We start from the raw sequence: 24325 nt of genomic DNA, 5'->3' as shown, positions 1-24325 counted from the left end.
ACGCGCACCAGCACCAGGGTCTGGGTGTTCATGGTGGCCACCGACAACTTGTGCGGGCGGATGGTGGGCACATCGACTAGAATGGTTTCGATTGATCTGATCATGTCTTTAGGATATGGAAGTAAATCTGTTTGACCTGGTACGAAGCATAAGTAGTTGATTTCACACCGTCCAACACTGATTTAGTATCACTTTTATACCTGGGAGGTATGGTTTTGGAGCTGCGCCATTTACGCTATTTCATCGCCGTGGCGGAGGAACTGAACTTCACCCGGGCCGCCGAACGCCTGCACATCGCCCAGCCGCCGCTAAGCCGGCAAATCCAGCAGCTGGAGGAGGATCTGGGGGTGCAGTTATTCGAGCGGAATGCCCGGCCGCTGAAGCTCACCGAGGCGGGGCGCTTCTTCTATGCGCACGCCCAGCAGCTGCTGGCGCAAACCGCCGAGCTCGCGGCCATGACCCAGCGCGTGGGAAAAATCGAGCGGAAGATGTCGATCGGCTTCGTCGCATCGACGCTGTACGGCATGCTGCCCAAGGTGATCCGGCGCTTCAGAACGCGGTTTCCCGAGATCGAACTGAGCCTGCACGACATGACCACCATGGAGCAGATCCAGGCGCTCAAGGAGGGACGCATCGACGTCGGGTTCGGCCGCATCCGCCACGAGGACCCCAACGTGCGCCGCATCCTGCTGCGCGATGAGCGCCTGATGGTGGCGCTGCCGTCAGGGCATCCCCTGCTGTTGGCCAAACCGGTGTTATCGCTGAAGGATGTGGCGATGGAAACGGTGATCATTTTCCCCAAGAGCCCGCGTCCGAGCTTCGCCGACCAGGTGCTGGCGGCCTTTCACGACAGGGCGATTGAACCGAAATCGATTTACGAGGTGCGCGAACTGCAGATCGCCCTGGGATTGGTCGCGGCCGGCGAGGGCGTATCCATCGTGCCCAGCAGCGTGAAAGGGTTGAAGCGGGAAGATGTCAGCTACATGGAACTGGACGACCCGCAATTGGTGTCGCCGATCATCCTGAGCACTCGCCTGCTGGATGAATCGGACGACATCAAGGCATTGCTGGAAATGATTTACGATCTGTACCGGGAACAGAATATCGAGTTCTACCCGGGCAATTAGCCGGAGCACCCGGCCTTGCCGGCACCAGTGAAGAAGCAACCGCGGTGCTCCGGCTTGAGCGCCCCGCCGGCCACCCCGCCCTAATGAAAAAAGGGGACATCGCACGATGCCCCCTTCTCGTTCACTCCGGCGATTCGACGCTTCAGCCGCCTGTACCACCCACCGTGAGCCCGCCGTCGATGCGCAGCGTCGGCTGACCCACGCCCACCGGCACGCTTTGCCCTTCCTTACCGCACACGCCGACCCCGGCGTCGAGTTGCAGATCGTTGCCGATCATCGACACGTAGTGCAGCACGTCGGGACCGTTGCCGATCAGCGTGGCCCCCTTGACCGGGTAGCTCAGCTTGCCGTCCTCGATGCGCCACGCCTCCGACGCCGAAAACACGAACTTGCCGCTGGTGATGTCCACCTGGCCGCCGCCGAAATTCACCGCGTACAGGCCGTCCTTGACCGAGGCGATGATCTCCTGCGGATCGTGCTGGCCGGCCAACATGTAGGTATTGGTCATGCGCGGCATCGGAATGTGGGCGTAAGACTCACGCCGGCCGTTGCCGGTCGGTGCCACCCCCATCAGTCGGGCATTCATCTCGTCCTGCATATAGCCCTTGAGAATGCCGTCCTCGATCAGCATGGTGCACTCGGTCTGGTTGCCCTCGTCGTCGATGGCAAGCGAGCCGCGCCGCGACGCCAGGGTGCCATCGTCCACCACCGTCACCCCGGGCGACGCCACGCGCTGGCCGATGCGGCCGCTGAACGCCGAGGTGCCCTTGCGGTTGAAATCCCCCTCCAGGCCGTGGCCGATCGCCTCGTGCAGCAACACCCCCGGCCAGCCCGGGCCGAGCACCACGGTCATCTGCCCTGCCGGCGCCGGACGCGCCTGCAGGTTCACTTTGGCCTGCTCGACCGCCTGGCGCACGTAGCGCTCGACCACTTCATCGGTGAAATGCGACAGATCGACCCGGCCGCCGCCACCGCTGCTGCCGGACTCGCGCCGGCCGTCCTGCTCGGCGATCACGTACACCGACATGCGCACCAGCGGGCGCACATCGGCGGCGCGCACGCCGTCGTGGCGCGCCAGGTAGATCACGTCGTACTCGGAGGCCAGGCCCGCCATCACCTGGATGATGCTCGGGTCCATGGCGCGCGCCAGCTTCTCGACCTTTTCCAGCAGCGCCACCTTGGCCGCCGCCTCGAGGCTGGCACAAGGATCGAGCGCCGGGTACAGCGCTCGACTGCTGCGCGGAGAAACCGAACCCACCGACCCGCTGCCACCGCTGCGCCCGATCTCGCGCACCGCGTCGGCGGCACGCGTCAGCGCCTCGGTGTTGATCTCGTCGGAATAGGCGAAGGCGGTCTTTTCTCCCGCCACGGCGCGCACCCCGACACCTTGGTCGATATTGAAGCTGCCCGACTTGACGATGCCCTCCTCCAGACTCCAACCCTCGTGGCGGGTGTACTGGAAATAGAGATCGGCATAGTCGACCTGGTGCTCGGTCATGCGCGCCAGGGTGCGCTCGAGATCACGCTCGTCGAGGCCGGAGGGGGCCAGCAGCAGTTCTCGGGCGATAGAGGAGACGTCTTGCATGATGGAATCTTTCACGGCAGTACGCGGTGCGCCAGCGCCGGAAGGCGGCTGCGTACCGACTGGATAACGGAAGGGTCGATCTCGGCGAGCACCACACCCTCGCCCTTGTCTTGCTGGGCCAGGATGCGGCCCCAGGGGTCGACGATCATCGACTGGCCGTGCGTCTTGCGGCCGTTCTGGTGGGTGCCGCCCTGCGCCGAGGCGATCAGGTAGCACTGGTTCTCGATGGCGCGCGAGCGGATCAGCGGCTCCCAGTGCGCCTCGCCGGTGGTGGCGGTGAAGGCGGCCGGCAGCACGATCACATCGACCGGCGACAGGCCGCGGTAAAGCTCGGGGAAGCGCAAATCGTAGCAGATGCTGAAGGCGATGTCGGCCAGCGGCGTGGCCACCTTGACCGGCTCGGTGCCGGGACGAATGGTGTTGGATTCGCAGTAGCTCTCACCGGTACCGGTAAATCCGAACAGGTGGATCTTGTCATAACGCGCCACCACCTCGCCCTGCGGGTTGTAGGTCAGCGTGCTGTTGAACACCCGGTCAGGCTCCGGGCACTCCAGCGGCACGGTACCGCCCACCAGCCAGATGCCATGGCGGCGCGCCATAGCGGCGAGCGCAGCCTGGATCGGGCCGGCGCCGAACGCTTCGCGCTGCGCCACCTTGTCGCTGTCCTGCTCGCCCATCAGGCAGAAGTACTCGGGCAGCACAACCAGGCTCGCCCCCTGCTGTGCAGCGTCGGCAACCAGACGCGCCGCGGCGTCGAGGTTGGCCGAAACATCGGTCCCCGACACCATCTGCACGGCGGCGGCGGTAAATTTTTGCTTCATGGCTATTTTGTCTTTTCCTGATCGGACCTTACCGTACCGACCTTGTTGACCACCGGGTCGGCGAGCGACCCCTTTACCTCGTAGTCTACCGAGAAAATCTTGCCCACGGGGTCCTGCAGCAGTTTTTGCGCCGCCAGCGCCGCCACCCCGGCCAGCGGGTTCAGCAAGGCCGCGCCGGTCGCCAGCGCCACGCTCTCCGACAAGCGCGGCTCGACCCGCACCCGGATATCCTGGGTTTCGTTGTTCAGGTCGACACGCCCCTTGATGCCGACGGCGGCGGACGGGCCGCTCATCGCCACGTTGTCGGACGTGAACACGCCGTTGCTGATGGCGGCCCGCCCGGTCAGCGAATCAAAGGCAAAGCCGTCGCTGAACATGTCGGTGAAGTCGAGGCGGATGCGGCGCGGCAGCGATTGCAGGCTGATCACACCGAGCAGACGCGCCGCCCCCGGATTCACCTTGGCAAAGCGCCCGTTGCGGAAGTCGACCGTCATCTCGCCCGATACACGCGGCAATTCGTAATCGGTCAGCCCGCCAGGCCAATGCAGCTTGCCGCCCAGCGTCCCCTCGCCCTTGCGGAAGGTGTCGCCGTAACCGAAGCGCCCCAGCAATTCGCCCAGGTTGGCGGATTCCAGCTTGAAGTCGACGTCCACCCGTGGCGTGGCACCGTCGCTGGCACGCGCCGCCCCCTGCAGCAGACCGCTGTCGGAACGCAGCACGAAGCGGTCGAGAAGCCAATCCTTGCCGGACTGCACCGCATGCAGCTCGAGCTTGCCGACGCTTCTGCCACTATAGAGCAGATTGCCCACCTCGACGTCCAGCTCGGGCAAGCTCTCGTCTTCGCCCTGAGCCGCCGGCGCCAGCACCTGCGAGGCGCTGGCCGGCAGCGGCAAGGCCAGACGGGCGATTTTGGCCTTGAGCCGGCCCTGTCCCTGCGGGTAGTAATCGGCCTCGGTAACCAACTGGTCCGAGCCGAAATTCATGTGCCAGAAGGCCTGCCCCGGCTGGCGCGCGAGCCGCGCCGAGACCCCGGAGAACTGGCGTGCCCCCACCTCGAGCCGCCCGGTATCGAGCTCGATCCGCCATGGCCAGTCGACCGCCCCGCCACCCGAGCCGACACCCCGGCTCTTGAGCAGGGTTTGCCATGGTTTCAGCGCAATCACCGGCTGCGCTACACGCAGCGTCAGCCCCGGAGCCGGCGGGTCGGTCACCGGGCGCCCCACCGCCACCAGCGCCGCGCTGAGGGCGCCGTCCTCGGTCAGCCGCAGCCGACCGCCGGCGCGTTTGTTGTCGACAGCGAACCCCACTTGCCAGCCGCTCGCCGGCGCCTTGGCAGGCAGCACCTCCACCGTCAGCGGCCACGCCTCGCCCGCCGCCTTGCTGGCCGGGGCCGGCGCAGTGATGGCGGTGCCGGCCAGGTCCGAGCGCACGTTCAGGCCTTCCAGCCCCTTGCCCACCTGGAAATTGACGCTGTAGCGGGAACGGCCGGCGGCGTACGGTGCCAGGAACGGCACGTACCCCTGCAACACCTGCCCCGAGTCGGCCTCCCCATCCATGCGGAACGTCATCCGGCCACCGGGATCGGTCGCCGCCCGCAGGGTGAACGGGCCGCCCAGCGCGGTCATCCTGAGGCCGTTACTCGACACGCCCTTCTCGGTAAAGCGCAGCACGCCACGCACACCGTCGGCGACGGGAATCGGCCAGTGCGTGAAGGCCAGCCGGTTGTCGACGAACGACAGGTCCCCGGTCACCCGGCTCGTCTGCGCAGCAGACAGGGGCACCGCAATGGTGAGGTCGAGCCGTGCCGGCCCGGCCGCCTGGATCTGCCCGGTAAAACCACCCAGCCAGCCGTCGACCGGGCTGTGCGTGGTGAACGCCAGCAGCTTGGCGAGCTCGCCCTGCGCCCGGCCCTTGATGTCGAGCAGCGGTGCGACGGCGCCGAGATCGGCGATGCCGACCGTCACGTCGCGCAGCGGCACGCCCAGCGTCGTGGCGCGCGGCGACACGATCTCCATCTTTTCGTTGTGGAAGCGCAGCAAGGCCTCGATGTCGTCGAGCTTCGGCCAACCTGGCTGGTACTCGAGCTGGCCATGCTCGACCTGGGCTTCCACCAGGAACTCGCCGTTGCGCCCGCCCTTGAAGGGGAAATCGTCCAGATTGCCCTTGAGCTGCAGCGTCACCTTGCGCGCCTCGCCGTCCTTGAGCGCGGCACGCAGCCAGCGGATGGTGTCGGCCCCGGCGGCATACGGCAGGTAGTCGGGCACACGTACGGCCCGCACCCGGTCGATACCGGCCTTGAGATCGATCTGCCCCGCCCCATGGCCGGTATAGCGGTACAGCCCGGACAGCCAACCTTGCAGGTCGCGGTTGCCGAAATTCAGCTGCCGGAAGGTGACGTCGACACCGCCGGCCACCCGTGCCCATTCCACATCGGCTTTCAGATGCTCGAAACCGATCGGCTGCGGAAACACCCGCGACAGCTGCAGTGACGACGCCCCGGCATCCAGTTGCAGGCGGCCGCCGGCCTGATCGAAGCGAATCTGGCCGGTCACCCCGGCCACCCCGGGAACGGGCCCGGTCTCGGCCCAGGCCAGCTGCTGGAATCCGCTCGCCACGCTGTACTTGACCGGCGCCTCGAGTCGGCCCTGCCAGCTGACGCTGACATCGTGCAACTGGCCGGAGGGCGTGAATTTGCCAAACAAGGGCGATTTGTCCGCGCCCACGGCGTGGATCAGCGGCGTCAGATGCGTCAGCGACGCGTTGTCCAGTTTCAAGTCGCCGCCATCCTCGGCCCAGAACCCCGAGACGCGCGAGTGATCGAAAGCCAGCCCCGTCGCGCTGGCCAGGGTCAGATCACGTGCCTCGATCTGGTACTTGCCGCCATCCCGCACCACCTCCAGCTGGCCGCCCAGCTTGGGAACGTTGAGCTCGCCGGCATCGGTCGGCGCGTAGGCCGCGTTCTTGAGGGCGACATTGGCCTTGAGCCGGTCGATGCGGCCCTGGCTGAACGCCACCTGGAACACGCCGTCGCCCTCGCCGGAACGCACCCCGCCCCACTGCTTCAGGTAGCGCGACCAGGGGCTCACCTTGACCCCCTGCCAGTCGACCCTCAGCTCGCCCTGCCATTCCTTCCATGTGCGCACGTCGTCACCGCGCCACTGTGCCGACAGCGCGATGGCTCGCCCGAGCGCGGCCGAAGGCTGGCCGGTGATTTTCAAGCCGTGGCCGAACAAGCCGCTGCTGAATTCGGCCTGCCCCTTGTCCAGCCGGAAGCGCGGCAGGCCAAGCAGGTCGTCCTGCCACGACAACCGCGCGTTGTTGATCACCAGCGAAGGCTGGTTGAGCCACCAGTTGGCGGCGCTGCCGTCGCCGGCCCGCCCCGCGCCACCGGAAGAGATATCGAAACCGTTCAGGTAGATCACGCCGTCACGCCCACGCGACAGGTCGACCACCGGTCCGTCGACCACGATATGCGCAAAGCGGGGAGACCACACCAGCAGGCTGCGCCATGCCGGCGTCAGGCTGACGCGTTCGAAGCTGAGCGCCGCGCCATCGCGCGGATTGGCCATGGTGACGCCATAGAGGTCGAGCTGCGGGGCCACGCCGGCCCACTGCCCTTGCAGTTGCCGGATCGTCACCACCCGCCCGGTCTGGCGGGACAGCAGCGACGCCAGTTCGGCACGATATTGCTCGAGGTTAGGCAAAAACCAGAAAGTGAACGCGGCGAAGGCTGCCGCCAGCACTACGCTACCGCCGGCCAGCAGCACCCCGCCCCAGCGCAGCACAAATTTGAGGGACGCGACCACCGGCAGCCGGCGAAAAGACAATCGACGCTTTTCCAAGAAAGAGAACCATTACACAATGAGAAAAATGACCGGACCGAACGATCAGAAGCGGAGCCATTATGCCAGCAAACCCCGTCCCTACCATCGACAGCAGCTGCAACTTTTCGCTTTACCTGCGTCGCCTGCTCGATGCGCACCCCGAGCAGCGCGAGCGCCTCACCGCCCGGCTGCATATGCCGTTTGACCGGCAGGAAATGGAGGAGTTTACCGACTGGACCACATCCCTGGCTCCCGAGCTCTTCATGTCACGGTTGCGGCAGCTGCGCCAGGCCGTCATGGCGCGCCTGATCAGCCGCGACCTGGGCGGGCTGGCCGGGCTCGACGAAGTGGTCGGCACCATCAGCGAGCTGGCCGAATTCGCCGTGCAGCGCTCGCTGGTCGTCGCCCACGCCGCGCTCTCCCATTATGGCCAACCGATCGGCGAGGAAAGCGGCCAGGTCCAGGAGCTGATCGTCGTCGGCATGGGCAAGCTGGGCGGCGGCGAGCTCAATGTCTCCTCGGACATCGACCTGATCTTCATCTACCCGGAAAACGGCGAGACCAACGGCGGGCGCCGCATCAGCAACATCGAGTACTTCACCCAGCTCGGCAAGCAGATCATCCGCTTCATCAACGACCAGACCCCCGATGGCCAGGTGTTCCGCGTCGACATGCGCCTGCGCCCCTACGGCGACTCCGGCCCGCTGGCGATGAGCTTCGCCGCCCTGGAAAATTACCTGCTGTCGCAAGGGCGCGAATGGGAACGCTACGCGTGGATCAAGGCCAAGGCGCTCACCGGTGATACCGACGGCCTGGCCGAACTGGTGCGCCCCTTCGTCTACCGCAAGTACCTCGACTACAACGCCTACGGCGCGATGCGCGAACTGCACGTGCAAATCCGCCGTGAAGTGGCACGGCGCGACATGGCCGACAACATCAAGCTGGGGCCGGGCGGCATCCGCGAAGCCGAGTTCATCGCCCAGGTGTTCCAGCTGATCCGGGGCGGCCGGGAGAAAGGCCTGCAGCTCAAGAGCACCCGTGAAACCCTCGCCCGCCTGGCCGAGATGCGCCTGCTCGAGCCCGACGCGGTGCACGAGATCATGGAAGGCTACGTGTTCCTGCGCAACCTCGAACACCGCCTGCAATACCTGGACGACCAGCAGACCCAGACGCTGCCCTCCTCGGCGGAAAATCGCGCCAAGATCGCCGGCAGCATGGGCTTTGCCGACTGGCAGGCGTTCATGGACGCCCTCAACATCCATCGCCGCCACATCACCCGCCACTTCGAACAGGTCTTCTTCCTGCCGACCGAAAACGCCGTCGCCCACCCGCTGACGCCGCTGTGGTGCGACATCGGCGACGACGACAGCATCCCGGAACAACTCGCCCGCCTGGGGTACCAGGACGGCAACAGCGTCGCCCAGCAGCTGAAGAGCCTGGCAGCGAGCCAACGCTACCAGCAGATGCCGCTCGCCAACCGCAAGAAATTCGACGCGCTGATCCCGCCGCTGATCGAGGTCGCGGCAGCACTGCCGCACCCCGACGTCACGCTCGCCCGCATCATCACCCTGCTGGAAACAATCAGCCGCCGTGCCTCCTATCTGGCGCTCCTGACCGAATACCCGCAGACGCTGCAGCGCCTGGCCTCGCTCTACGCCAGCAGCTCCTGGGTGTCGAACTACCTGACCCGCCATCCCATCCTGCTCGACGAGTTGCTGGACGCCCGCGTGCTCTACGCCACCCCGGACTGGCCGCAACTGGCCGCGCAGCTGGAAGAGCAGCTTTCGGCCAACCCTGGCGACACCGAGGGCAAGATGGACGCGCTGCGCCACTTCAAGCACACCCAGACCTTCCGCCTGGTGGCACAGGATCTGGCCGGCATGTGGACGGTCGAGGCCCTGTCCGACGAGCTCTCCCGGCTGGCCGATACCGTACTCGAGGCCACCCTGCGCCACGCCTGGCTGGAAATGCCGACACGACACCGCGACGTCCCGCGCTTTGCCATCATCGGCTACGGCAAACTGGGCGGCAAAGAGCTGGGCTATGCCTCGGACCTCGACATCATCTTCCTGCACGACGACCCCCACCCCGACGCCGCCGACCTCTATTCGCGCCTGACGCGCAAGATGTCGACCTGGCTCACCAGCGTCACCTCGGCCGGCATCCTGTACGACATCGACCTGCGCCTGCGCCCGAACGGCTCCAGCGGCCTCTTGGTCAGCTCGCTGGAAGCCTTCGAGAAATACCAGCACCACGACGCCTGGGTGTGGGAGCACCAGGCCATGACCCGGGCCCGCTTCGTCGCCGGCGATGCCGCCATCGGCGAACGCTTCGAGGCCATCCGTCACGACGTCCTCACCCTGCACCGCGATCCTGCCGTGCTGCGCGAGGACGTGCTGGCCATGCGCCAGCGCATGCTCGAATCGCACCCGGCACGGGAAGACGACGTCAAGCACGCCCGCGGCGGCATCATCGACATCGAGTTCCTGGTGCAATACCTGATCCTGGCCCATGCCCACGAACTGCCGACCCTGACCCGCAACGCCGGCAACATCGCGCTCCTGGGCGTGGCGGCCGATGCCGGCCTGATCGATGCCGGACTGGCCGCCGCCGCGCGCGAAGCCTACCGCCACTATCGTCGCCTGCAGCACGCCGCCCGCCTCAACGACGGCAACAGGATCGAGGTAAACGACAAGTTGCGGCATTTCTACCACCAGGCCCAAGCCTTGTGGCAAGCCGTGCTGGGCGGCTAGCCCGGAAACCGGCCCGGGGCTGTTTTTCGTCCCGGCCGGTTCACAAGCGGGGCGACGACGGTATAATCTGCCGCACAATACTTTTCAGACGGAGAAACACGATGTCCATGGCTGACCGCGACGGCTTCATCTGGTACGACGGCAAACTGGTCGACTGGCGTGACGCCACCACCCACGTACTGACTCACACCCTCCACTACGGCATGGGCGTGTTCGAAGGCGTGCGTGCCTATGAAACCCCGAAAGGCCCGGCCATCTTCCGTCTGCAGGACCACACCGACCGTCTGTTCCGCTCGGCCCACATCCTCGACATCAAGCTGCCGTTCACCAAGGAAGAGATCAACGCCGCCCACGTCGAAGTGGTGCGCGCCAACCGTCTCAAATCCTGCTACTTCCGCCCGATGGCCTTCTACGGCTCCGGCAAGCTGGGCGTGGCGCCGCCGGTAGGCGACGTGCACGTGATCGTGGCCGCCTGGCCGTGGGGCGCCTACCTCGGCGAAGAAGGTCTGGAGCGCGGCATTCGCGTTAAGACCTCGTCCTTCACTCGCCACCACGTCAACATCACGATGTGCAAGGCCAAGGCCAACGGCAACTACATGAACTCCATCCTCGCCAACACCGAAGCCACCCGCGACGGCTACGACGAGGCGCTGCTGCTCGACGTCGAAGGCTACGTAGCCGAGGGCTCCGGTGAAAACATCTTCATCGTGCGCAAGGGCAAGCTGTACACCCCGGACCTGACCTCGGCGCTGGAAGGCATCACCCGCGACACCGTGGTGCAGATCGCCGGCGAGATGGGCCTGGAACTGGTCGAGAAGCGCATCACCCGCGACGAAGTCTACAGCGCCGACGAAGCCTTCTTTACCGGCACCGCCGCCGAAGTGACGCCGATCCGCGAGCTGGACAACCGCGCCATCGGCAGCGGCACGCGCGGCCCGATCACCACGGAAATCCAGAAGCGCTACTTCGACTGCGTCAAGGGCCTCGACCCGGCGCACGAAGAATGGCTGACCTACATCGAACAATGAACGTCCCGGCCGGCCCTTGCCGTGGCCGGCCTGCAAGGAAGCAAGCATGACCGCACTGAAAGAAAACACCCAACGCGTGATCGAAGTCACCGAGAAGGACCTGCCGCTGCACTGCCCGATGCCGGACATGGTGAAGTGGAATGCCCACCCGCGTGTCTTCCTGCCTGTGCACAAGACCGGTGAAGCGCTGTGCCCGTATTGCGGCACCCGCTACAAGCTGGTTGGCCCGGTGAGCGGGCACCACCACTAATCCGCCGCGAGGACACGACAGAAGGTGCGGCTCGCTGCCGCACCTTTTTGCTTTGTATCGATGATGAAAAAAATCCTGGTGATCGCCCCGTCCTGGGTGGGCGACGGCGTCATGGCCCAGCCACTGTACCGGCGCCTGCACGAACGCCATCCGGACCTGGAACTGCACGTCTTCGCCCCCAGCTGGACACTCCCCTTGCTGGCGCGCATGCCCGAAGTCCACAAGGCCCACCTCAATCCGTTCGGCCATGGCCAGCTGCGCCTGCGCGACCGCTGGCAAGTGGGCCGCATGCTCGCCCGCGAGCGTTTCGACCAGGCCATCGTCCTGCCCAATTCGATCAAATCGGCCCTGGTGCCGATGTTTGCCGGCATCCCGCGCCGCACCGGCTTCCTCGGCGAGTCGCGCTACTGGCTGCTCAACGACGCGCGCGAGCTGGACGAAACGGCGCTGCCGATGATGGTCGAGCGCTTTTGCGCCCTGGCCGAGGACAAAGACCAACCGGTGGTGCGCCCGATCCCGCACCCCCGGCTCGCCAGCAGCACAACCGGCAGACAAACCGCCCTCGCCCGTCTGCAGCTCGATACCCAAAAACCGGTTGCCGCCTTCTGCCCCGGGGCGGAATATGGCCCGGCCAAGCGCTGGCCGAGCCGGCACTTTGCCGAACTAGCCCAGCGCTTCACCCGGGCCGGCTACCAGGTGTGGCTGTTCGGCTCCCCCAAGGACAAGGAGATCGGCGACGAGATTGCCGCCCTGTCGGGGCATACGGCCATCAACCTCTGCGGCAAGACGGGCCTCGACGAGGCGATCGACCTGCTCAGCCTGGCCAGTGTCGCCGTCTGCAACGACTCCGGCCTGATGCACGTTGCGGCCGCGCTAGACGTACCGCTGGTCGCCCTGTATGGCTCCTCCAGCCCGGATTTCACGCCGCCGTTGACATCGCGCTCGGCCATCGCCACGCTGAATCTGGAATGCAGCCCCTGTTTCGAGCGCCAATGCCCCTACGGGCATACCGACTGCCTCGAGAAACTCGTCCCCGACATTCCCTGGAAAGCCGTCGTCCAGTTTGTGCCGCCGCTGACGGACAAGGCCGATGAAACGTAACCGGACACTGACCAAGACATGACCACGCTGGAAAAGAATACGCCACTGGAAGAAAACAGCCGCCGGATGGAACTGGTACGGGCGGCCGCCAAATTGTTCCGCGACCAGGGTTACGAACGCACCACGGTGCGCGACCTCGGCAACGCGGTTGGCTTGCAATCGGGCAGCTTGTTCTACCACTTTCGCACCAAGGAAGAAATCCTGGTTGCCGTAATGGCACTGGGCATCAGCAGCACTACCGAGCAACTGGAGCGGGCCATCGCCAAGGCCGGATCGACGCGCGAGAAATTGTCCGCGCTGTTCCACGTTCACCTGAACTCGCTGCTCGGCGACAATCAGGCGGCGCTGGAAGTCATGCTGTACGAGTGGCGCAGCGTCTCCGAGGCCGCCAAGCCGGGGTTGATCCTGCTGCGCGACCGTTACGAGGCGTTGTGGCAAGCCGTGCTGGACGAGGCAGCGACGGCAGGACTGATCAAGCCGGATACGCGCCTGCTGCGCCGCACCCTGCTAGGCAGCCTGCACTGGTCCGTCCAGTGGTACCGCAAGGATGGCGAACTGTCCGTGGACAAGCTGGCTGACCGCATGCTGGATCTGGTCTTGATCGAACAATCGAAGTAACCGGATTACACGGGCCATGTCGTTTTTCCACCCAGGCAGGCGATCATTACTGCAGCATGATTCGCAAGCTGGGCTAGAATGTCAGCATCACGCCTTTCGGCAGCAGGTCCGCACATGAACATCGCAGGCAGCACAGCCAGCATTGGCTACACCACCGTTGCGCCAAGCGCGGCTTACCGCACTGCTCGCGACCCGCTTCCCGAGTCGACACCCGACACCTCGGACGACTCCAGCCCCCTCGCGTCGGCGGCCGGCATCACCGTGCCGCGCCGCAGCGAGAGCATCGCCCAGGTCGAGAGCGAGCTCAGCCGCCAGCTGACGGTGAGCCAGGCCACCGGGACCGAGGCCAACAGCGCCGCGCCCGACGCCACGGCGACGAGTACCAGAAAGACATCGGCCGCAGCAACAGCCTACGCCGACAACCCCGAGTCGGCACCACCTTCCCGGCCAACCCAGACGGACACTGCCGGGCAATTGAACGCCACGGCTCAACTGGCCGTCACCCAGTATCAGGCGAACCAGGCGCTGCTCGACACGGGCAATGATTCCAGCCCGCGCCGGATTTCTCTTTCCGCCTGACCGCGCGGCAGCTCCACAAAAGGAGAAGGCCCGGCACATCCTCCGTGCCGGGCCTTCGTCGTATTCGTTCCCTCGCCGCGCCATTCACTCTGCCAAGCGCCGCGCCAGTTCACGCGCCTTGAGCGAGGCGGCCACATCCCCCTGCCGCGCCGCCGCCACATACCAGCGAATCGCCTCGCGCAAGTTCTGCGCCACTCCGTCGCCGTGCTCGTACAGGCTGGCCAGCAGATACTGCGCGCCGACATCGCCTTGCTCGGCGGCCGCCTTGTACCACTTGGCCGCCTGCAGGTAATCCTGCGTCACGCCGCGCCCCAGGTAATACTGGGTGCCCAGGCTGACCTGGGCATCACGGTAGCCTTGTCGCGCCGCCAGGTCGAACCAGTGGGTTGCTTCCGGCTGGGAGCGCGGCACACCGTCACCGTTCTCGTACAACAGCCCCATCGCATACTGCGCCCGCGACAAACCATGACCGGCAGATTTACGCAGCAGCTCAAGCGACTTGTCACGGTTGGCCGAAACCCCCTGCCCGTGCCAGTACATCATGGCGAGATTGAACTCAGCCACCGGCTCACCTGCGCGAGCCCCCTCCTCGAACAGCTTCCGAGCGGTAGAATAATCCCCTCCCTGATAGGAGGACCAACCCGGTATCGCCGGCTTTTCTTCTGCCAGTGCGAAGAGACTCAGGCCGAACAAACACGTCAGCATCAGGTAACGCACGGCATCCTCCTTCATCGGAAGAAGTTACAGCCGCCGCTGGCCGCTCAGGCGGTGACATCGACATTCTGACCCAGATGAGGAGGATTGACCGATGCCACCTGCTCGGAAGCGGTCACCGCGCCCTCGACCAAGGAGAGCACGGTATCCGACACCACCTCTCTGGCCTTGTTCAAGGAGTACACTTGCAGCGTCGTGGCAACGTCCACCGAACCGGCTTGACTAATCGGGTCCATGCCCACATCTCCCACATTGCTTGCTACTATTTTGACTGTAACCTCCGGCAGCGGTTCTGTCAGTCATAACTTGTTAAAATACTGATCTACACCCCAAGAACAGGAACATCTCCATGAGCACGACTCGCCACAGCCCTCTTCTCATCCTTGGTTCTGGCCCGGCCGGCTACACCGCTGCAGTCTATGCCGCGCGCGCCAACCTCAAGCCGGTGATGATTACCGGCCTGGCACAGGGCGGCCAGCTGATGACCACCACCGACGTGGACAACTGGCCGGCGGATGCCGACGGCGTGCAGGGCCCCGAGCTGATGGGGCGCTTCCAGCAGCACGCGGAGCGTTTCGGCACCGAGATGATCTTCGACCATATCCACACCACCCACCTGCAGGAAAAGCCGATCCGCCTGGTCGGTGACGCCGGCGAATATACGTGCGACGCCCTGATCATCGCCACCGGCGCCTCCGCCCAGTACCTGGGCCTGGCCTCTGAAGAGGCCTTCATGGGCAAAGGTGTGTCGGCTTGCGCCACCTGCGACGGTTTCTTCTACCGCAATCAGGATGTGGCGGTGATCGGTGGCGGCAACACCGCCGTGGAAGAGGCCCTGTACCTCGCCAATATCGCCAAGCACGTGACCCTGGTGCACCGTCGCGACAGCTTCCGTGCCGAGAAAATCCTGGTTGACCACCTCATGCACAAAGTCGAGGAAGGGAAGATCACGCTGGCCCTGAACCAGACGCTGGACGAGGTGCTGGGCGACGACTCCGGCGTGACCGGCGCACGCCTGAAGAGCACCGCCGATGGCTCGACCCGTGACATCGCCCTGACCGGGGTCTTTATCGCTATCGGCCACAAGCCGAATACCGATATCTTCAAGGGCCAGCTGGAAATGGACAGCACCGGCTACATCATCACCAAGGGCGGCCGCGAAGGCAATGCCACCGCCACCAGCGTGCCGGGCGTATTCGCCGCAGGCGACGTGCAGGACCACATCTACCGCCAGGCCGTCACCAGCGCCGCCTCTGGTTGCCAGGCGGCCCTCGATGCCGAGCGCTTCCTGGACGGCAAGTAAGCCTTGAAGCCCTTCAAGGAACAGCTGAAGGGGTTTCGCAAACAGGCAAGGCAAGCCGCCTTGCCTGTTTTGACTCCGGTCAAGCCTCCCGAGCCGGAGCCGGACTTTCGTGCACTGTTCAGTGACGTCCGCCCGGTGAAGGACGGCAACCGTATCCCGCCGTACAGCCCCAAACCCAGCCCGCGCCCGCGTCAGTCGGATCGATATGGCCAGCTCCCCCCGGAGTTGGAAGCGGCGCTGCTGGCGCATGCCGTCGGCTGGTTCGAGCCGGCCGAACTCGAGCGCAACTTCGCCCGGAACGGCATGCCCGCGGCCACGCTCAAACGCCTGCGCGCGGGACACTGGCCCGTTGTCGCCGAACTCGACCTGCACGGACTCGACCGCTACCAGGCCCAGGACATCCTGACGCTGTTCCTGCACCGCGCCGGCTCACGCGGGCAATGCGTGCGCATCATCCACGGCAAGGGCTTCGGCTCGCAAGGCGAACCGGTGCTCAAGCGCATGGTACGCAACTGGCTCAAACACCACCCCGAGGTACTGGCCTTCTGCGAGGCGGACGAACGCCAGGGTGGCAGCGGCGCCTTGATGGTGCTGTTGCGCCGCCCTTCCTCACCGAACAAATAACCCCTCTTCCCAGCGTCATGGGTTTCCGCTAGTCTTCAAGAAAAGGGCGGGCCCATGTCATTACCACCCTACCCAGGAGCTACGCATGCAAGGCGAACGCTGCCCCGACTTCACCCTGCCGGCCACTTCCGGCAAAACGTTCACGTTGGCCGAAGCCGGCAAACCTCTGGTCATCTATTTCTACCCCAAGGACAACACCCCTGGCTGCACCAACGAATCGATGGCCTTCCGCGACCTCTACACGGAATTCAGCGCAGCCGGTGCCGAGGTGGTCGGCATCTCGCGTGACAGCCTGAAGTCCCACGAAAACTTCAAGACTAAACTCGAACTACCCTTCGAATTGCTGGCCGACCAGGAAGAAGTCGTCTGCAACCGTTTCGCTGTCATCAAGATGAAGAACATGTATGGCAAACAAGTAAGGGGGATCGAGCGCAGCACTTTCGTCGTCGACGCGCAGGGTAACGTGGCGCGGGAATGGCGTGGCGTGAAGGTGCCAGGCCACGCCGAAGAAGTGCTGGCGTTCGTCAAGACGCTTTGAGCGCAGCCCTGCCCGGCATCCCCGGCCGGGCACTGCGCAGACAAGGGGACTCATCATGACAAGCCACAGGAAAAGCAGAATCGCCAAGCTGTTTGTGCTGGACACGAATGTACTGCTGCACGACCCGACCTGCCTCTTCCGCTTCGAAGAGCATGATATTTTCATCCCCATCATCACCCTCGAAGAGCTCGACAATCACAAGACCGGCATGTCCGAAGTGGCGCGCAACGCCCGCCAGGCCAGCCGCTTCCTGAACGAGATCGTCAGCAGCACCGACGCCCGCATCGACGCCGGTATCTCGCTGGCCGGGCCCAGCAAGGATGCCGCCTCCGGCAAGCTGATCCTGCAGACCCAGGCCATTTACAGCGTGTTGCCCACCTCGCTGCCGGTCGGCAAAGCCGACAACCAGATCCTCGGCATCGTCATGGCGCTCAAGGAACTGCATCCTGAACGCCCCGTCATCCTGGTGTCCAAAGACATCAACATGCGCATCAAGGCACGTGCGCTGGCACTGGATGCGGAAGACTATTTCAACGACAAGGTGCTGGAAGACACCGACCTGCTCTACACCGGCTCGCGCGAGATCGATGCCAGTTTCTGGGATCGCAACAGCGAAGACCTGCGCTCGTGGCAGGAGCATGACCGACGCTACTACCAGATCAAGGGACCGGACGTGCCCGACATGCACGTCAACCAGTTGCTCTGGCAATCCGGCGAGCAGCCGCTGCTGGCCATGGTCACCAAGATCGAGGGCAAGACCGCCTTCCTCGAGACGCTCAAGGACTTCAGCCATCAGAAGAACAACGTCTGGGGCATCGTGGCGCGCAACCGTGAGCAGAACTTCGCCCTCAACCTGCTGATGAACCCGGATATCGACTTCATTACCCTGCTGGGCCAGGCCGGCACCGGCAAGACCCTGCTGACGCTGGCGGCGGGACTCGCCATGACACTGGAACAGAAACTCTACTCGGAAATCATCATGACCCGGGTGACGGTGCCGGTTGGCGAGGACATCGGCTTCCTGCCCGGCACCGAGGAAGAAAAGATGACGCCCTGGATGGGGGCGTTGGAAGACAACCTCGACGTCCTCAACAAGAGCGACGACGACGGTGGAGACTGGGGCCGTGCCGCCACCCGCGACCTGATCCGCTCGCGCATCAAGGTGAAGAGCCTCAATTTCATGCGCGGCCGCACCTTCCTCAACAAGTACCTGATCATCGACGAGGCGCAGAACCTCACGCCCAAGCAGATGAAAACGCTGATCACCCGCGCCGGCCCCGGCACCAAGGTGGTCTGCCTCGGCAATATCTCGCAGATCGATACACCCTACCTGACCGAAGGCAGTTCCGGGCTGACCTACGTCGTCGACCGCTTCAAGGGGTGGGTGCACTCGGGCCATATCACGCTGCAGCGTGGCGAGCGCTCGAGACTGGCCGATTTCGCTGCCGAAGTGCTATGACGCACCCCCGTCTCGAGGTCATTCACGAGGCGGCAAAAGGGGTGGCGCGAAACGCGCCGCCCCTTTTGTTCCTGCATGGCGCCTTTTCCGCCGCCTGGTGCTGGCAGGCGCATTTCCTGCCCTGGTTCGCCGAGCAAGGCTACGATTGCTGGGCACCCAGCCTGGAGGGACACGGCGGCAGCAGCGGACGCAACTACCTGTCCGGCATCAGCATCGACGACTATGTGCGCAATCTGTCGGCGGTGATTCGCCAGATCGGCCACACCCCGATCGTCATCGGCCACTCGATGGGGGGCTTCGTACTGCAGCAATACCTTGCCCTGCACAGCCTGCCGGGCGCCGTCTTCCTGGCCTCGGTGCCGCCGCACGGGCTCGCCGGCTCCAGCCTCCGTTTGCTGAGCCAAGCGCCATCGCAGTTCCTTGCGTTGAATCTGTATCAGAACGGCATGAACCAACCGGACTGGCGCGAGTTGCGGGACATGTTGTTTTCTCCTGCCGCCAGCAACGAGGTCATCGCCCTGATGGCCAGGCAAGTCCAGCAGGAAAGCCAGCGCGCCATCATGGACATGACCCTGGTCAACCCGCTGTTCATTCGCCCGTTGCCGCCGGTGCCGGCGCTGGTGCTGGGTGCCGCCGACGACAAGCTGATCTCGGCTGCCGACGTGGTCGCCACCGCCTCCCGGCTCAACTGCACCGCCGAGATTCTGCCAAGCATCGGCCACATGATGATGCTGGACGCCCACTGGCCCCAGGTTGCCAATCGCATACTGGAATGGCTCGACCAGCACTGGCCACAACCTGAAGCCTAAACCTGCCCCCAATTGACCCCAAGGTTGGCCGAAGCGGCCTCAGTTGCCGCGTTTACTGCGCCGGAACTCCCATGGCGCTTGTGGGGCGCTCCCTTCCCACAGCCCCAGGCGTTGGCCGCGCGCCTGCCGTTCAGCCGCCTCGTAGCGGGAGAAATCCTCGGCAGACTGGTTCTTGCTGGCATAAAAGCGATAATGCCAGGCGTAACCCTCTTTGAGCTGGGCCAGATTGACGTCGGTTGCCCCTTGCCAGACACGCCCCACGATCCGGCCATAACGGTCTTTTTCCACCACGTCCACCTTCACCACCTGGCGATAAACGCGGGCAGCCAGTATCTGCTTGGCACGCTGCCCATACGGCTGAGCCTTCTCGGGTGCATCGATGAAGGCAAACCGGATCTTATGCTGCTGTTGCGCCGCATCCAGCACGGTGATGGTGTCGCCATCGGCCACCCCAACGACAACTCCGCTGATTTCTCCGTTATCCGCCTGGGCCAAATAGGCACCAACAGCCAAGAGCAGCGTGACGCCTGCGATCAGCTTTTTAGCCGTGGAGGCCCCGGAGAACAGCGTGATGACGGCACCGAGTTGCCGCTGATTCACTTTCATCTGCACATACACCCTTCACAAAACAAAAACGGCCTTGCGGCCGTTCCACTCTATATCGACAATCAGCGATCGCTCTCATGCCGGCGTGGCTGCCACAACACGTCAGGGCGACCCTCCACACGGTTGAGATGCCGCGCCAGCACGAACAGGGCGTCAGACAAGCGATTGAGATACTGCCGGGCCGTTTTCGAGACCTCCTCCTCACGAGCCAGCGCCACCACCGTCCGTTCCGCGCGACGGCAGACTGAACGGGCCTGGTGAGCCAGCGCGGCAGAACGCGAACCGCCAGGAAGGATGAACTCCTTGAGCATCGGCAACTCGGCGTTCATCTCTGTCACCTTGCCCTCCAGCGCCAGCACCTGGGCCGGCTGCAGCGCCTTGTAGCCGGGTACGGCCAATTCCGAACCGAGGTCGAACAGTACGTGCTGCACCTCGCTTAGCCAGAGCACCACCTCAGATGGCAGCGCTTCGGCCAACAGTACGCCGATCACACTGTTCAACTCGTCGACATCGCCCATGGCGGCAATGCGAGTAGCATCCTTGTCAACCCGGCTACCGTCACCCAGGCCGGTCGTTCCATCGTCACCGGTGCGGGTGACGATACGTGACAGCCGATGCCCCATCACGACTTACCGTCCCGTTCGTCACGGCCAATTTCGCTAATGGCCTGACGCAGGCTCTCACGCAGCGTTTCGTTGAACAGCATCTCGTAGTCCTCTTTCAACTGGTGCATGACGCCGGCCAGCATCTGCCGCGCCTGCATTTCCAATGCGTCCTGCAACCACAGCGACAACTCGACTTTCATCCGCGGCAGAATCTTCTGCGTCAGTGAATCGATCAAGGCCTGCTCATCCACCACGGCGCAGGAGGGTTCAGGGCTCTTCTCCACCACTGTATCCGCACCAACAACCGGTTCGGGCCGCTCCAGCAACGGCGCCACCGCGTCAGGCATCGCCTCCGGACCCGGCTGCGGCACGGGTGACGACACAGCTACCGCGCTGCTCTCAGGCATGAAGGAGGCTTCAACCTCAACCGTCCTAACGCCGTCAACAACGTCCTTCAAGCCCTCAGCGGCAGAAACAACATGATCCGACATGGTGGCCCGGTCGGGCGACATGGCGGAGGTCCCCAGCTCAGGCTCACCGCCTGCTTCAGGCAGCAGCTCGTCAAGCTCCGACGCAAGGATTGACGGTTCTTCCTCTTCCAACACAGGCAGATCAACAGCCACACTGTCCAGCCCGGCCGCCGCTTCCGCCAAACCAATCCCATGCGGTAGATCCAGCGCGACTTCCTCGTGAACCGAAGGCTGAACTTCCTCGGTCTCGTTTGCCGCCGCCGAAAGCTCGGTCAATTCGCCGTTGACGAATTGCTCGAGCCACGCATTGCCATCAACTTCCGTAGGCGACTCGGCAACGCCGGCCGACGGCGAGGGAGGCTCTTCTGCCGGGAGGTTGTGCACCTCGGTGGTTTCCACGAATGAGACATCCAACTCCGGCAAGGCCAGAACGCCGGCCAATTCGTCTCCCTCCCCGGACGGAGCGTACGTCACAGCCCACGAAGAAGACGGCTCGGGACCGACCCCACCGCCCAGCACGCCAGTCGGCAAGCTGTCGATATCGATACGCTGCTGAGCCAAAACCGGCTCGGTAGCCACATCCATGAGAGGGGTCGGCCCCACCTCGACATTTTCAGCCCAGGACGTGAACGGGTCCACCACCGGCTCGGCGGCGGCGACAACGTCCGGTTCAACTTGCCCGTCACCAGACACGCCATCTGACCCCCTGCCCTGGTCTTGATCTGCCGTTGGCACGATGGCGACAGCGGCTTCCGGGGCGTCTTCTGTCGGCCACGGAATCGAAACCGGACGCGCCAAACCAACCGAATCCGGCACGGAGGCCACGGTAGCGTTCTCGGACTGCACGTCTGGAGTTGCCACCGACTCCGACCATTCCATGGTCAGCTCGGGGATATCGAACGCGCTGTCATGCAGTGGCGCAGGCTCTACAGAGACCGTCGTGGGATGTTTCTCCGCCGCCGGCGTCAGCACAAAATCAAAGACGCCCGCCCCCAGATCGCCTGCCGGAGCCGCTTCACTCTCCGGCGGCACCGGCACAGCCTTCTGCAACTCGGGCAGAACCTCGCCCAGCGCCAGCTCGTCCAAGGCGGCCACATCCAGATCCAGCGACGGCAGGTTCGAAAAATCCACTACCGGCTCGTTACTCACGGGCATCGGACCCACATCCAGCACATCGTCGAGGGGTAACTCAGGAATCTCCAGCTCGATGGCGGCGGCATCCGGCATGGCCGTCGCCATCGCATCCAGTTCGCCGGAGAAGTCGAAGTCTGTCAGCTCGAAGGGAGGCTCTTCCGCCAGGATGGGCGGCGCAGCTTCTTCGACTACGTCGGTCAACACCGGGAGTTCCAGACCAGCGGGGAGCGATGCGTTTTGCGAGGGATTCATCTCAGAGGTGACTCATATCGTGATGTTCGATCTCGTAGGCTGCCGCGCGGTAGAACCGAAAGCGCTCGCGCGCTGTCGCCAACGACGCCTCGTCGCAACCGACAATTTCCAGAATACGGGCAAAGTGCTCGGGATGTGCTGGCAACTCCGGTCCCAGATTCAACAGAACCGGGTGTTCCAGCTCGGCTGGCAAGCGCGTCGTAAGCCAGATCGGCGTTTCCGGAGCTTCGCCAGCCTCCAGCTCACAATGCGGCACGAACTGGGTATCGGCGATGCTCCACAAGCGGGCGCTGAAACCGGCCAATTGCCCTTCGTCGGCCAACCACACCAGCAAACGCTCGCCCTTGCGGAATACCGTTTGGGCAAGCCGGCAAGCAAAAGCCTGGGGGTCGGCGACGTTGGTGTAAAAGTCAATCCGCGGCATCGTCAACCAAATCGTGAGATTCACGCCGTGGCCGGCCGCGACGCACCACGTTACCGACGGCGATATCGGCTCGGTCCTGCAGGAACTGAACCAACAGCGGCACGGGACGGCCGGTAGCCCCCTTGTCCTTGCCGCTCTTCCATGCGGTTCCGGCAATATCCATGTGGGCCCAATCGAAGGACTTGGCAAAACGAGACAGGAAACATGCCGCGGTAATGCTGCCGGCCGGGCGCCCACCGGTATTGACCATGTCGGCGAACGGGCTCTTGATCGCCTCCTGATACTCGTCCCACAGCGGCAAGTGCCAGGCACGATCGCCGACTTCTTCGCCCGCCGCCAGCAATTCGCGCGCCAGGGAATCCTGGTTGCTGTAGAGGCCACTGGCGACGTTGCCCAAGGCGATGATGCAGGCGCCGGTCAGCGTGGCGACGTCGATGACCAATGCCGGATTGAAGCGTTCGGCAAAAGTCAGGGCATCGCACAGGATCAGTCGGCCTTCGGCGTCGGTATTGAGAATTTCGACGGTCTGACCGGACATGGTCGTCACGATGTCACCCGGTTTGTTGGCCTTGCCCGACGGCATGTTTTCGCAGGTGGGAACGATGGCGATCAGGTTCAGCGGCAGCTGCATTTCGACAGCGGAGCGGAATGCGCCCAGCACGGTCGCCGCGCCGCACATGTCGTACTTCATCTCGTCCATGCCTTCGCTTTGCTTGAGCGAAATGCCGCCTGAATCGAATGTAATGCCCTTGCCGACCAGCACAATCGGCTTATCGTCCGTCTTGCCGCCCTGGTAGGACAGCACGATCAGACGGGCCTCTTCCTCGCTGCCCTTGGCCACCGACAGGAAGGAGGTCAAGCCTAGCGCCTCGATGGCGTCGGGAGCGTAGATATCAGCCTTGACCGAGAACTGGCGGGCCATGTCCTCCGCCTGCCGGGCGAGATAATCCGGCGTGCATACGTTACCCGGCAGGTTGCCAAGATCCTTGGCGAAATTCATCCCGTTACCGATGGCCAGGCCGCGCTGCAGGCCTTTTTCGCCGTCGGCCAGGTCGCTGCGACGCGGCACCGCGAGGGTGAGCTTGCGCGGCTCGCGCGGACCGTCTTCGGACTTGGTCTTGAAGCGGTCGAAACGATACAGGGTGTCGAGCGTTACTACGGTCGCCTGCTCGATCATCCACTCCGCATCATGCTTCTTGACCGTCAGTTCGGTCAGATAGCTCACAGCCTCATTGGCCGACGTCTGCGTCAGGGCCCGAACCGAGCTGCGGATCGCCTCGCGATACTCCTTGGCGCGGAAATCACGCTCCTTGCCCAAGCCGACCAGCATCACCCGGTCGCACAGGGTGTGCGGCACCGCATGCAGGATGAGGGTGGAGCCCAACTTCCCCTCCATGTCTCCGCGGCGGATCACATCACTGATGAAGCCGTTGGAAATGCGATCGAGCAGGTCCGCAGCGAAGGTCAGCTTGCGCGACTCGAACACGCCGACGATAACGCAGGCGACGCGCTGTTTTTCCGGGCTACCGCTTTTTATGTTAAATTCCATCGTGAACTCTCATGGATTATGTGCGTCAATTATGCCTGTTCCAACCGTGTGTCAGCCGGTTACGCCCAAGAATAGAGGCATTGACCGCAAACAGATAGTCTCCCACTCCAGAATTTGCCAAACAGGCACCTCTGAAAATTCATTCAAATTAT

Annotated in this window: 22 protein-coding genes; 12 read left to right on the top strand and 10 right to left on the bottom strand. The window is 64.1% G+C overall.

Going from position 1 to position 24325, the window contains the following annotated elements; all coding sequences use genetic code 11:
- The first annotated feature begins 209 nt into the window (after positions 1-209).
- The gene (locus AC3WG5_RS14450; RefSeq protein WP_008953944.1) at positions 210-1127 is read left to right on the top strand and encodes a LysR family transcriptional regulator; all 918 of its coding nucleotides are present in this window, start codon (positions 210-212) and stop codon (positions 1125-1127) included.
- 142 nt (positions 1128-1269) lie between these two features.
- On the opposite strand, the gene tldD is transcribed toward AC3WG5_RS14450, so the two are convergent.
- From tldD to AC3WG5_RS14435, 3 genes are read right to left on the bottom strand one after another with little or no spacing between them, the layout of a single operon-like run.
- Entirely contained in the window at positions 1270-2712 is a 1443-nt protein-coding gene (gene tldD / locus AC3WG5_RS14445) for a metalloprotease TldD (protein WP_008953943.1), read from the bottom strand.
- An 11-nt stretch (positions 2713-2723) separates the two neighbouring features.
- On the bottom strand, positions 2724-3533 hold the full coding sequence (locus AC3WG5_RS14440) for a carbon-nitrogen hydrolase family protein (protein ID WP_008953942.1): 810 nt from the start codon (positions 3531-3533) through the stop codon (positions 2724-2726).
- Positions 3534-3535: 2 nt separating this feature from the next.
- The gene (locus AC3WG5_RS14435; protein WP_492569193.1) at positions 3536-7360 is read right to left on the bottom strand and encodes a YhdP family protein; all 3825 of its coding nucleotides are present in this window, start codon (positions 7358-7360) and stop codon (positions 3536-3538) included.
- Between the two features lie 77 nt (positions 7361-7437).
- Here AC3WG5_RS14435 and glnE point away from each other — a divergent pair, with 77 nt between their 5' ends.
- From glnE to AC3WG5_RS14405, 6 genes are all read left to right on the top strand, one after another.
- A complete protein-coding gene (gene glnE / locus AC3WG5_RS14430; RefSeq protein WP_492569191.1) occupies positions 7438-10110 on the top strand; it encodes a bifunctional [glutamate--ammonia ligase]-adenylyl-L-tyrosine phosphorylase/[glutamate--ammonia-ligase] adenylyltransferase in 2673 nt (890 codons plus the stop codon).
- 101 nt (positions 10111-10211) lie between these two features.
- The gene (locus tag AC3WG5_RS14425) at positions 10212-11138 is read left to right on the top strand and encodes a branched-chain amino acid transaminase (protein WP_008953939.1); all 927 of its coding nucleotides are present in this window, start codon (positions 10212-10214) and stop codon (positions 11136-11138) included.
- Between the two features lie 46 nt (positions 11139-11184).
- Entirely contained in the window at positions 11185-11388 is a 204-nt protein-coding gene (locus AC3WG5_RS14420; protein WP_008953938.1) for a zinc-finger domain-containing protein, read from the top strand.
- Between the two features lie 60 nt (positions 11389-11448).
- Entirely contained in the window at positions 11449-12489 is a 1041-nt protein-coding gene (gene waaF / locus AC3WG5_RS14415) for a lipopolysaccharide heptosyltransferase II (RefSeq protein WP_492569189.1), read from the top strand.
- 18 nt (positions 12490-12507) lie between these two features.
- Positions 12508-13107, top strand: coding sequence for a TetR/AcrR family transcriptional regulator (locus AC3WG5_RS14410; protein WP_492569187.1), 600 nt, complete (start codon positions 12508-12510; stop codon positions 13105-13107).
- Positions 13108-13221: 114 nt separating this feature from the next.
- Positions 13222-13686 carry a flagellar hook-length control protein gene (locus AC3WG5_RS14405; protein ID WP_492569185.1) on the top strand — a complete coding sequence of 155 codons (465 nt, stop codon included), beginning with the start codon at positions 13222-13224 and terminating at the stop codon, positions 13684-13686.
- 84 nt (positions 13687-13770) lie between these two features.
- Here the strand turns inward: AC3WG5_RS14405 and AC3WG5_RS14400 are convergent, their stop codons facing one another.
- Together AC3WG5_RS14400 and AC3WG5_RS14395 are read right to left on the bottom strand one after the other, a co-directional pair.
- A complete protein-coding gene (locus tag AC3WG5_RS14400; RefSeq protein ID WP_492569183.1) occupies positions 13771-14250 on the bottom strand; it encodes a tetratricopeptide repeat protein in 480 nt (159 codons plus the stop codon).
- A 197-nt stretch (positions 14251-14447) separates the two neighbouring features.
- Positions 14448-14636 carry a hypothetical protein gene (locus tag AC3WG5_RS14395; protein ID WP_008953933.1) on the bottom strand — a complete coding sequence of 63 codons (189 nt, stop codon included), beginning with the start codon at positions 14634-14636 and terminating at the stop codon, positions 14448-14450.
- A 113-nt stretch (positions 14637-14749) separates the two neighbouring features.
- On the opposite strand from AC3WG5_RS14395, the gene trxB reads away from it, so the two are divergent.
- The 5 genes from trxB to AC3WG5_RS14370 all read left to right on the top strand — a co-directional run bounded on the left by trxB (position 14750) and on the right by AC3WG5_RS14370 (position 19133).
- Positions 14750-15703: a thioredoxin-disulfide reductase gene (gene trxB / locus AC3WG5_RS14390; protein WP_492569181.1), complete on the top strand. Its 954-nt coding sequence runs from the start codon at positions 14750-14752 to the stop codon at positions 15701-15703.
- Positions 15704-15763: 60 nt separating this feature from the next.
- The gene (locus tag AC3WG5_RS14385; protein ID WP_492569179.1) at positions 15764-16327 is read left to right on the top strand and encodes a Smr/MutS family protein; all 564 of its coding nucleotides are present in this window, start codon (positions 15764-15766) and stop codon (positions 16325-16327) included.
- A gap of 85 nt (positions 16328-16412) precedes the next feature.
- Positions 16413-16865, top strand: coding sequence for a peroxiredoxin (locus AC3WG5_RS14380; protein ID WP_014086902.1), 453 nt, complete (start codon positions 16413-16415; stop codon positions 16863-16865).
- Positions 16866-16920: 55 nt separating this feature from the next.
- The gene (locus AC3WG5_RS14375; RefSeq protein WP_008953929.1) at positions 16921-18324 is read left to right on the top strand and encodes a PhoH family protein; all 1404 of its coding nucleotides are present in this window, start codon (positions 16921-16923) and stop codon (positions 18322-18324) included.
- A complete protein-coding gene (locus AC3WG5_RS14370) occupies positions 18321-19133 on the top strand; it encodes an alpha/beta hydrolase (RefSeq protein WP_492569176.1) in 813 nt (270 codons plus the stop codon). The genes AC3WG5_RS14375 and AC3WG5_RS14370 overlap by 4 nt, the downstream gene beginning before the upstream one ends.
- A 39-nt stretch (positions 19134-19172) precedes the next feature.
- On the opposite strand, the gene AC3WG5_RS14365 is transcribed toward AC3WG5_RS14370, so the two are convergent.
- The 5 genes from AC3WG5_RS14365 to AC3WG5_RS14345 form a co-directional block, all read right to left on the bottom strand.
- Positions 19173-19739, bottom strand: coding sequence for a thermonuclease family protein (locus AC3WG5_RS14365; RefSeq protein WP_492569174.1), 567 nt, complete (start codon positions 19737-19739; stop codon positions 19173-19175).
- A 62-nt stretch (positions 19740-19801) separates the two neighbouring features.
- Entirely contained in the window at positions 19802-20362 is a 561-nt protein-coding gene (locus AC3WG5_RS14360) for a cob(I)yrinic acid a,c-diamide adenosyltransferase (protein WP_492569172.1), read from the bottom strand.
- Positions 20362-22200: a hypothetical protein gene (locus tag AC3WG5_RS14355; protein WP_492569170.1), complete on the bottom strand. Its 1839-nt coding sequence runs from the start codon at positions 22198-22200 to the stop codon at positions 20362-20364. The genes AC3WG5_RS14360 and AC3WG5_RS14355 overlap by 1 nt, the downstream gene beginning before the upstream one ends.
- A 1-nt stretch (position 22201) precedes the next feature.
- On the bottom strand, positions 22202-22648 hold the full coding sequence (locus AC3WG5_RS14350) for a DNA polymerase III subunit chi (protein ID WP_492569168.1): 447 nt from the start codon (positions 22646-22648) through the stop codon (positions 22202-22204).
- Positions 22611-24173 (bottom strand): leucyl aminopeptidase, encoded by a 1563-nt coding sequence (locus AC3WG5_RS14345; protein WP_492569167.1) that lies wholly within the window; start codon positions 24171-24173, stop codon positions 22611-22613. The genes AC3WG5_RS14350 and AC3WG5_RS14345 overlap by 38 nt, the downstream gene beginning before the upstream one ends.
- Positions 24174-24325 lie beyond the last annotated feature (152 nt).

This window comes from Pseudogulbenkiania sp. FW507-F1, from assembly GCF_058781125.1.
Note: the sequence above shows the minus strand (reverse complement) of the source record. Positions and strands in the feature narration are given on the sequence as shown.

Bases quoted from the DNA above. Each gene is read 5' to 3' on its own strand.
- AC3WG5_RS14450 (WP_008953944.1), top strand. From the start codon at position 210: ATGGTTTTGGAGCTGCGCCATTTACGCTATTTCATCGCCGTGGCGGAG.
- tldD (WP_008953943.1), bottom strand. From the start codon at position 2,712: ATGCAAGACGTCTCCTCTATCGCCCGAGAACTGCTGCTGGCCCCCTCC.
- AC3WG5_RS14440 (WP_008953942.1), bottom strand. From the start codon at position 3,533: ATGAAGCAAAAATTTACCGCCGCCGCCGTGCAGATGGTGTCGGGGACC.
- glnE (WP_492569191.1), top strand. From the start codon at position 7,438: ATGCCAGCAAACCCCGTCCCTACCATCGACAGCAGCTGCAACTTTTCG.
- AC3WG5_RS14425 (WP_008953939.1), top strand. From the start codon at position 10,212: ATGTCCATGGCTGACCGCGACGGCTTCATCTGGTACGACGGCAAACTG.
- AC3WG5_RS14420 (WP_008953938.1), top strand. From the start codon at position 11,185: ATGACCGCACTGAAAGAAAACACCCAACGCGTGATCGAAGTCACCGAG.
- waaF (WP_492569189.1), top strand. From the start codon at position 11,449: ATGATGAAAAAAATCCTGGTGATCGCCCCGTCCTGGGTGGGCGACGGC.
- AC3WG5_RS14410 (WP_492569187.1), top strand. From the start codon at position 12,508: ATGACCACGCTGGAAAAGAATACGCCACTGGAAGAAAACAGCCGCCGG.
- AC3WG5_RS14405 (WP_492569185.1), top strand. From the start codon at position 13,222: ATGAACATCGCAGGCAGCACAGCCAGCATTGGCTACACCACCGTTGCG.
- AC3WG5_RS14395 (WP_008953933.1), bottom strand. From the start codon at position 14,636: ATGGACCCGATTAGTCAAGCCGGTTCGGTGGACGTTGCCACGACGCTG.
- trxB (WP_492569181.1), top strand. From the start codon at position 14,750: ATGAGCACGACTCGCCACAGCCCTCTTCTCATCCTTGGTTCTGGCCCG.
- AC3WG5_RS14380 (WP_014086902.1), top strand. From the start codon at position 16,413: ATGCAAGGCGAACGCTGCCCCGACTTCACCCTGCCGGCCACTTCCGGC.
- AC3WG5_RS14375 (WP_008953929.1), top strand. From the start codon at position 16,921: ATGACAAGCCACAGGAAAAGCAGAATCGCCAAGCTGTTTGTGCTGGAC.
- AC3WG5_RS14370 (WP_492569176.1), top strand. From the start codon at position 18,321: ATGACGCACCCCCGTCTCGAGGTCATTCACGAGGCGGCAAAAGGGGTG.
- AC3WG5_RS14365 (WP_492569174.1), bottom strand. From the start codon at position 19,739: ATGAAAGTGAATCAGCGGCAACTCGGTGCCGTCATCACGCTGTTCTCC.
- AC3WG5_RS14360 (WP_492569172.1), bottom strand. From the start codon at position 20,362: ATGGGGCATCGGCTGTCACGTATCGTCACCCGCACCGGTGACGATGGA.
- AC3WG5_RS14355 (WP_492569170.1), bottom strand. From the start codon at position 22,200: ATGAATCCCTCGCAAAACGCATCGCTCCCCGCTGGTCTGGAACTCCCG.
- AC3WG5_RS14345 (WP_492569167.1), bottom strand. From the start codon at position 24,173: ATGGAATTTAACATAAAAAGCGGTAGCCCGGAAAAACAGCGCGTCGCC.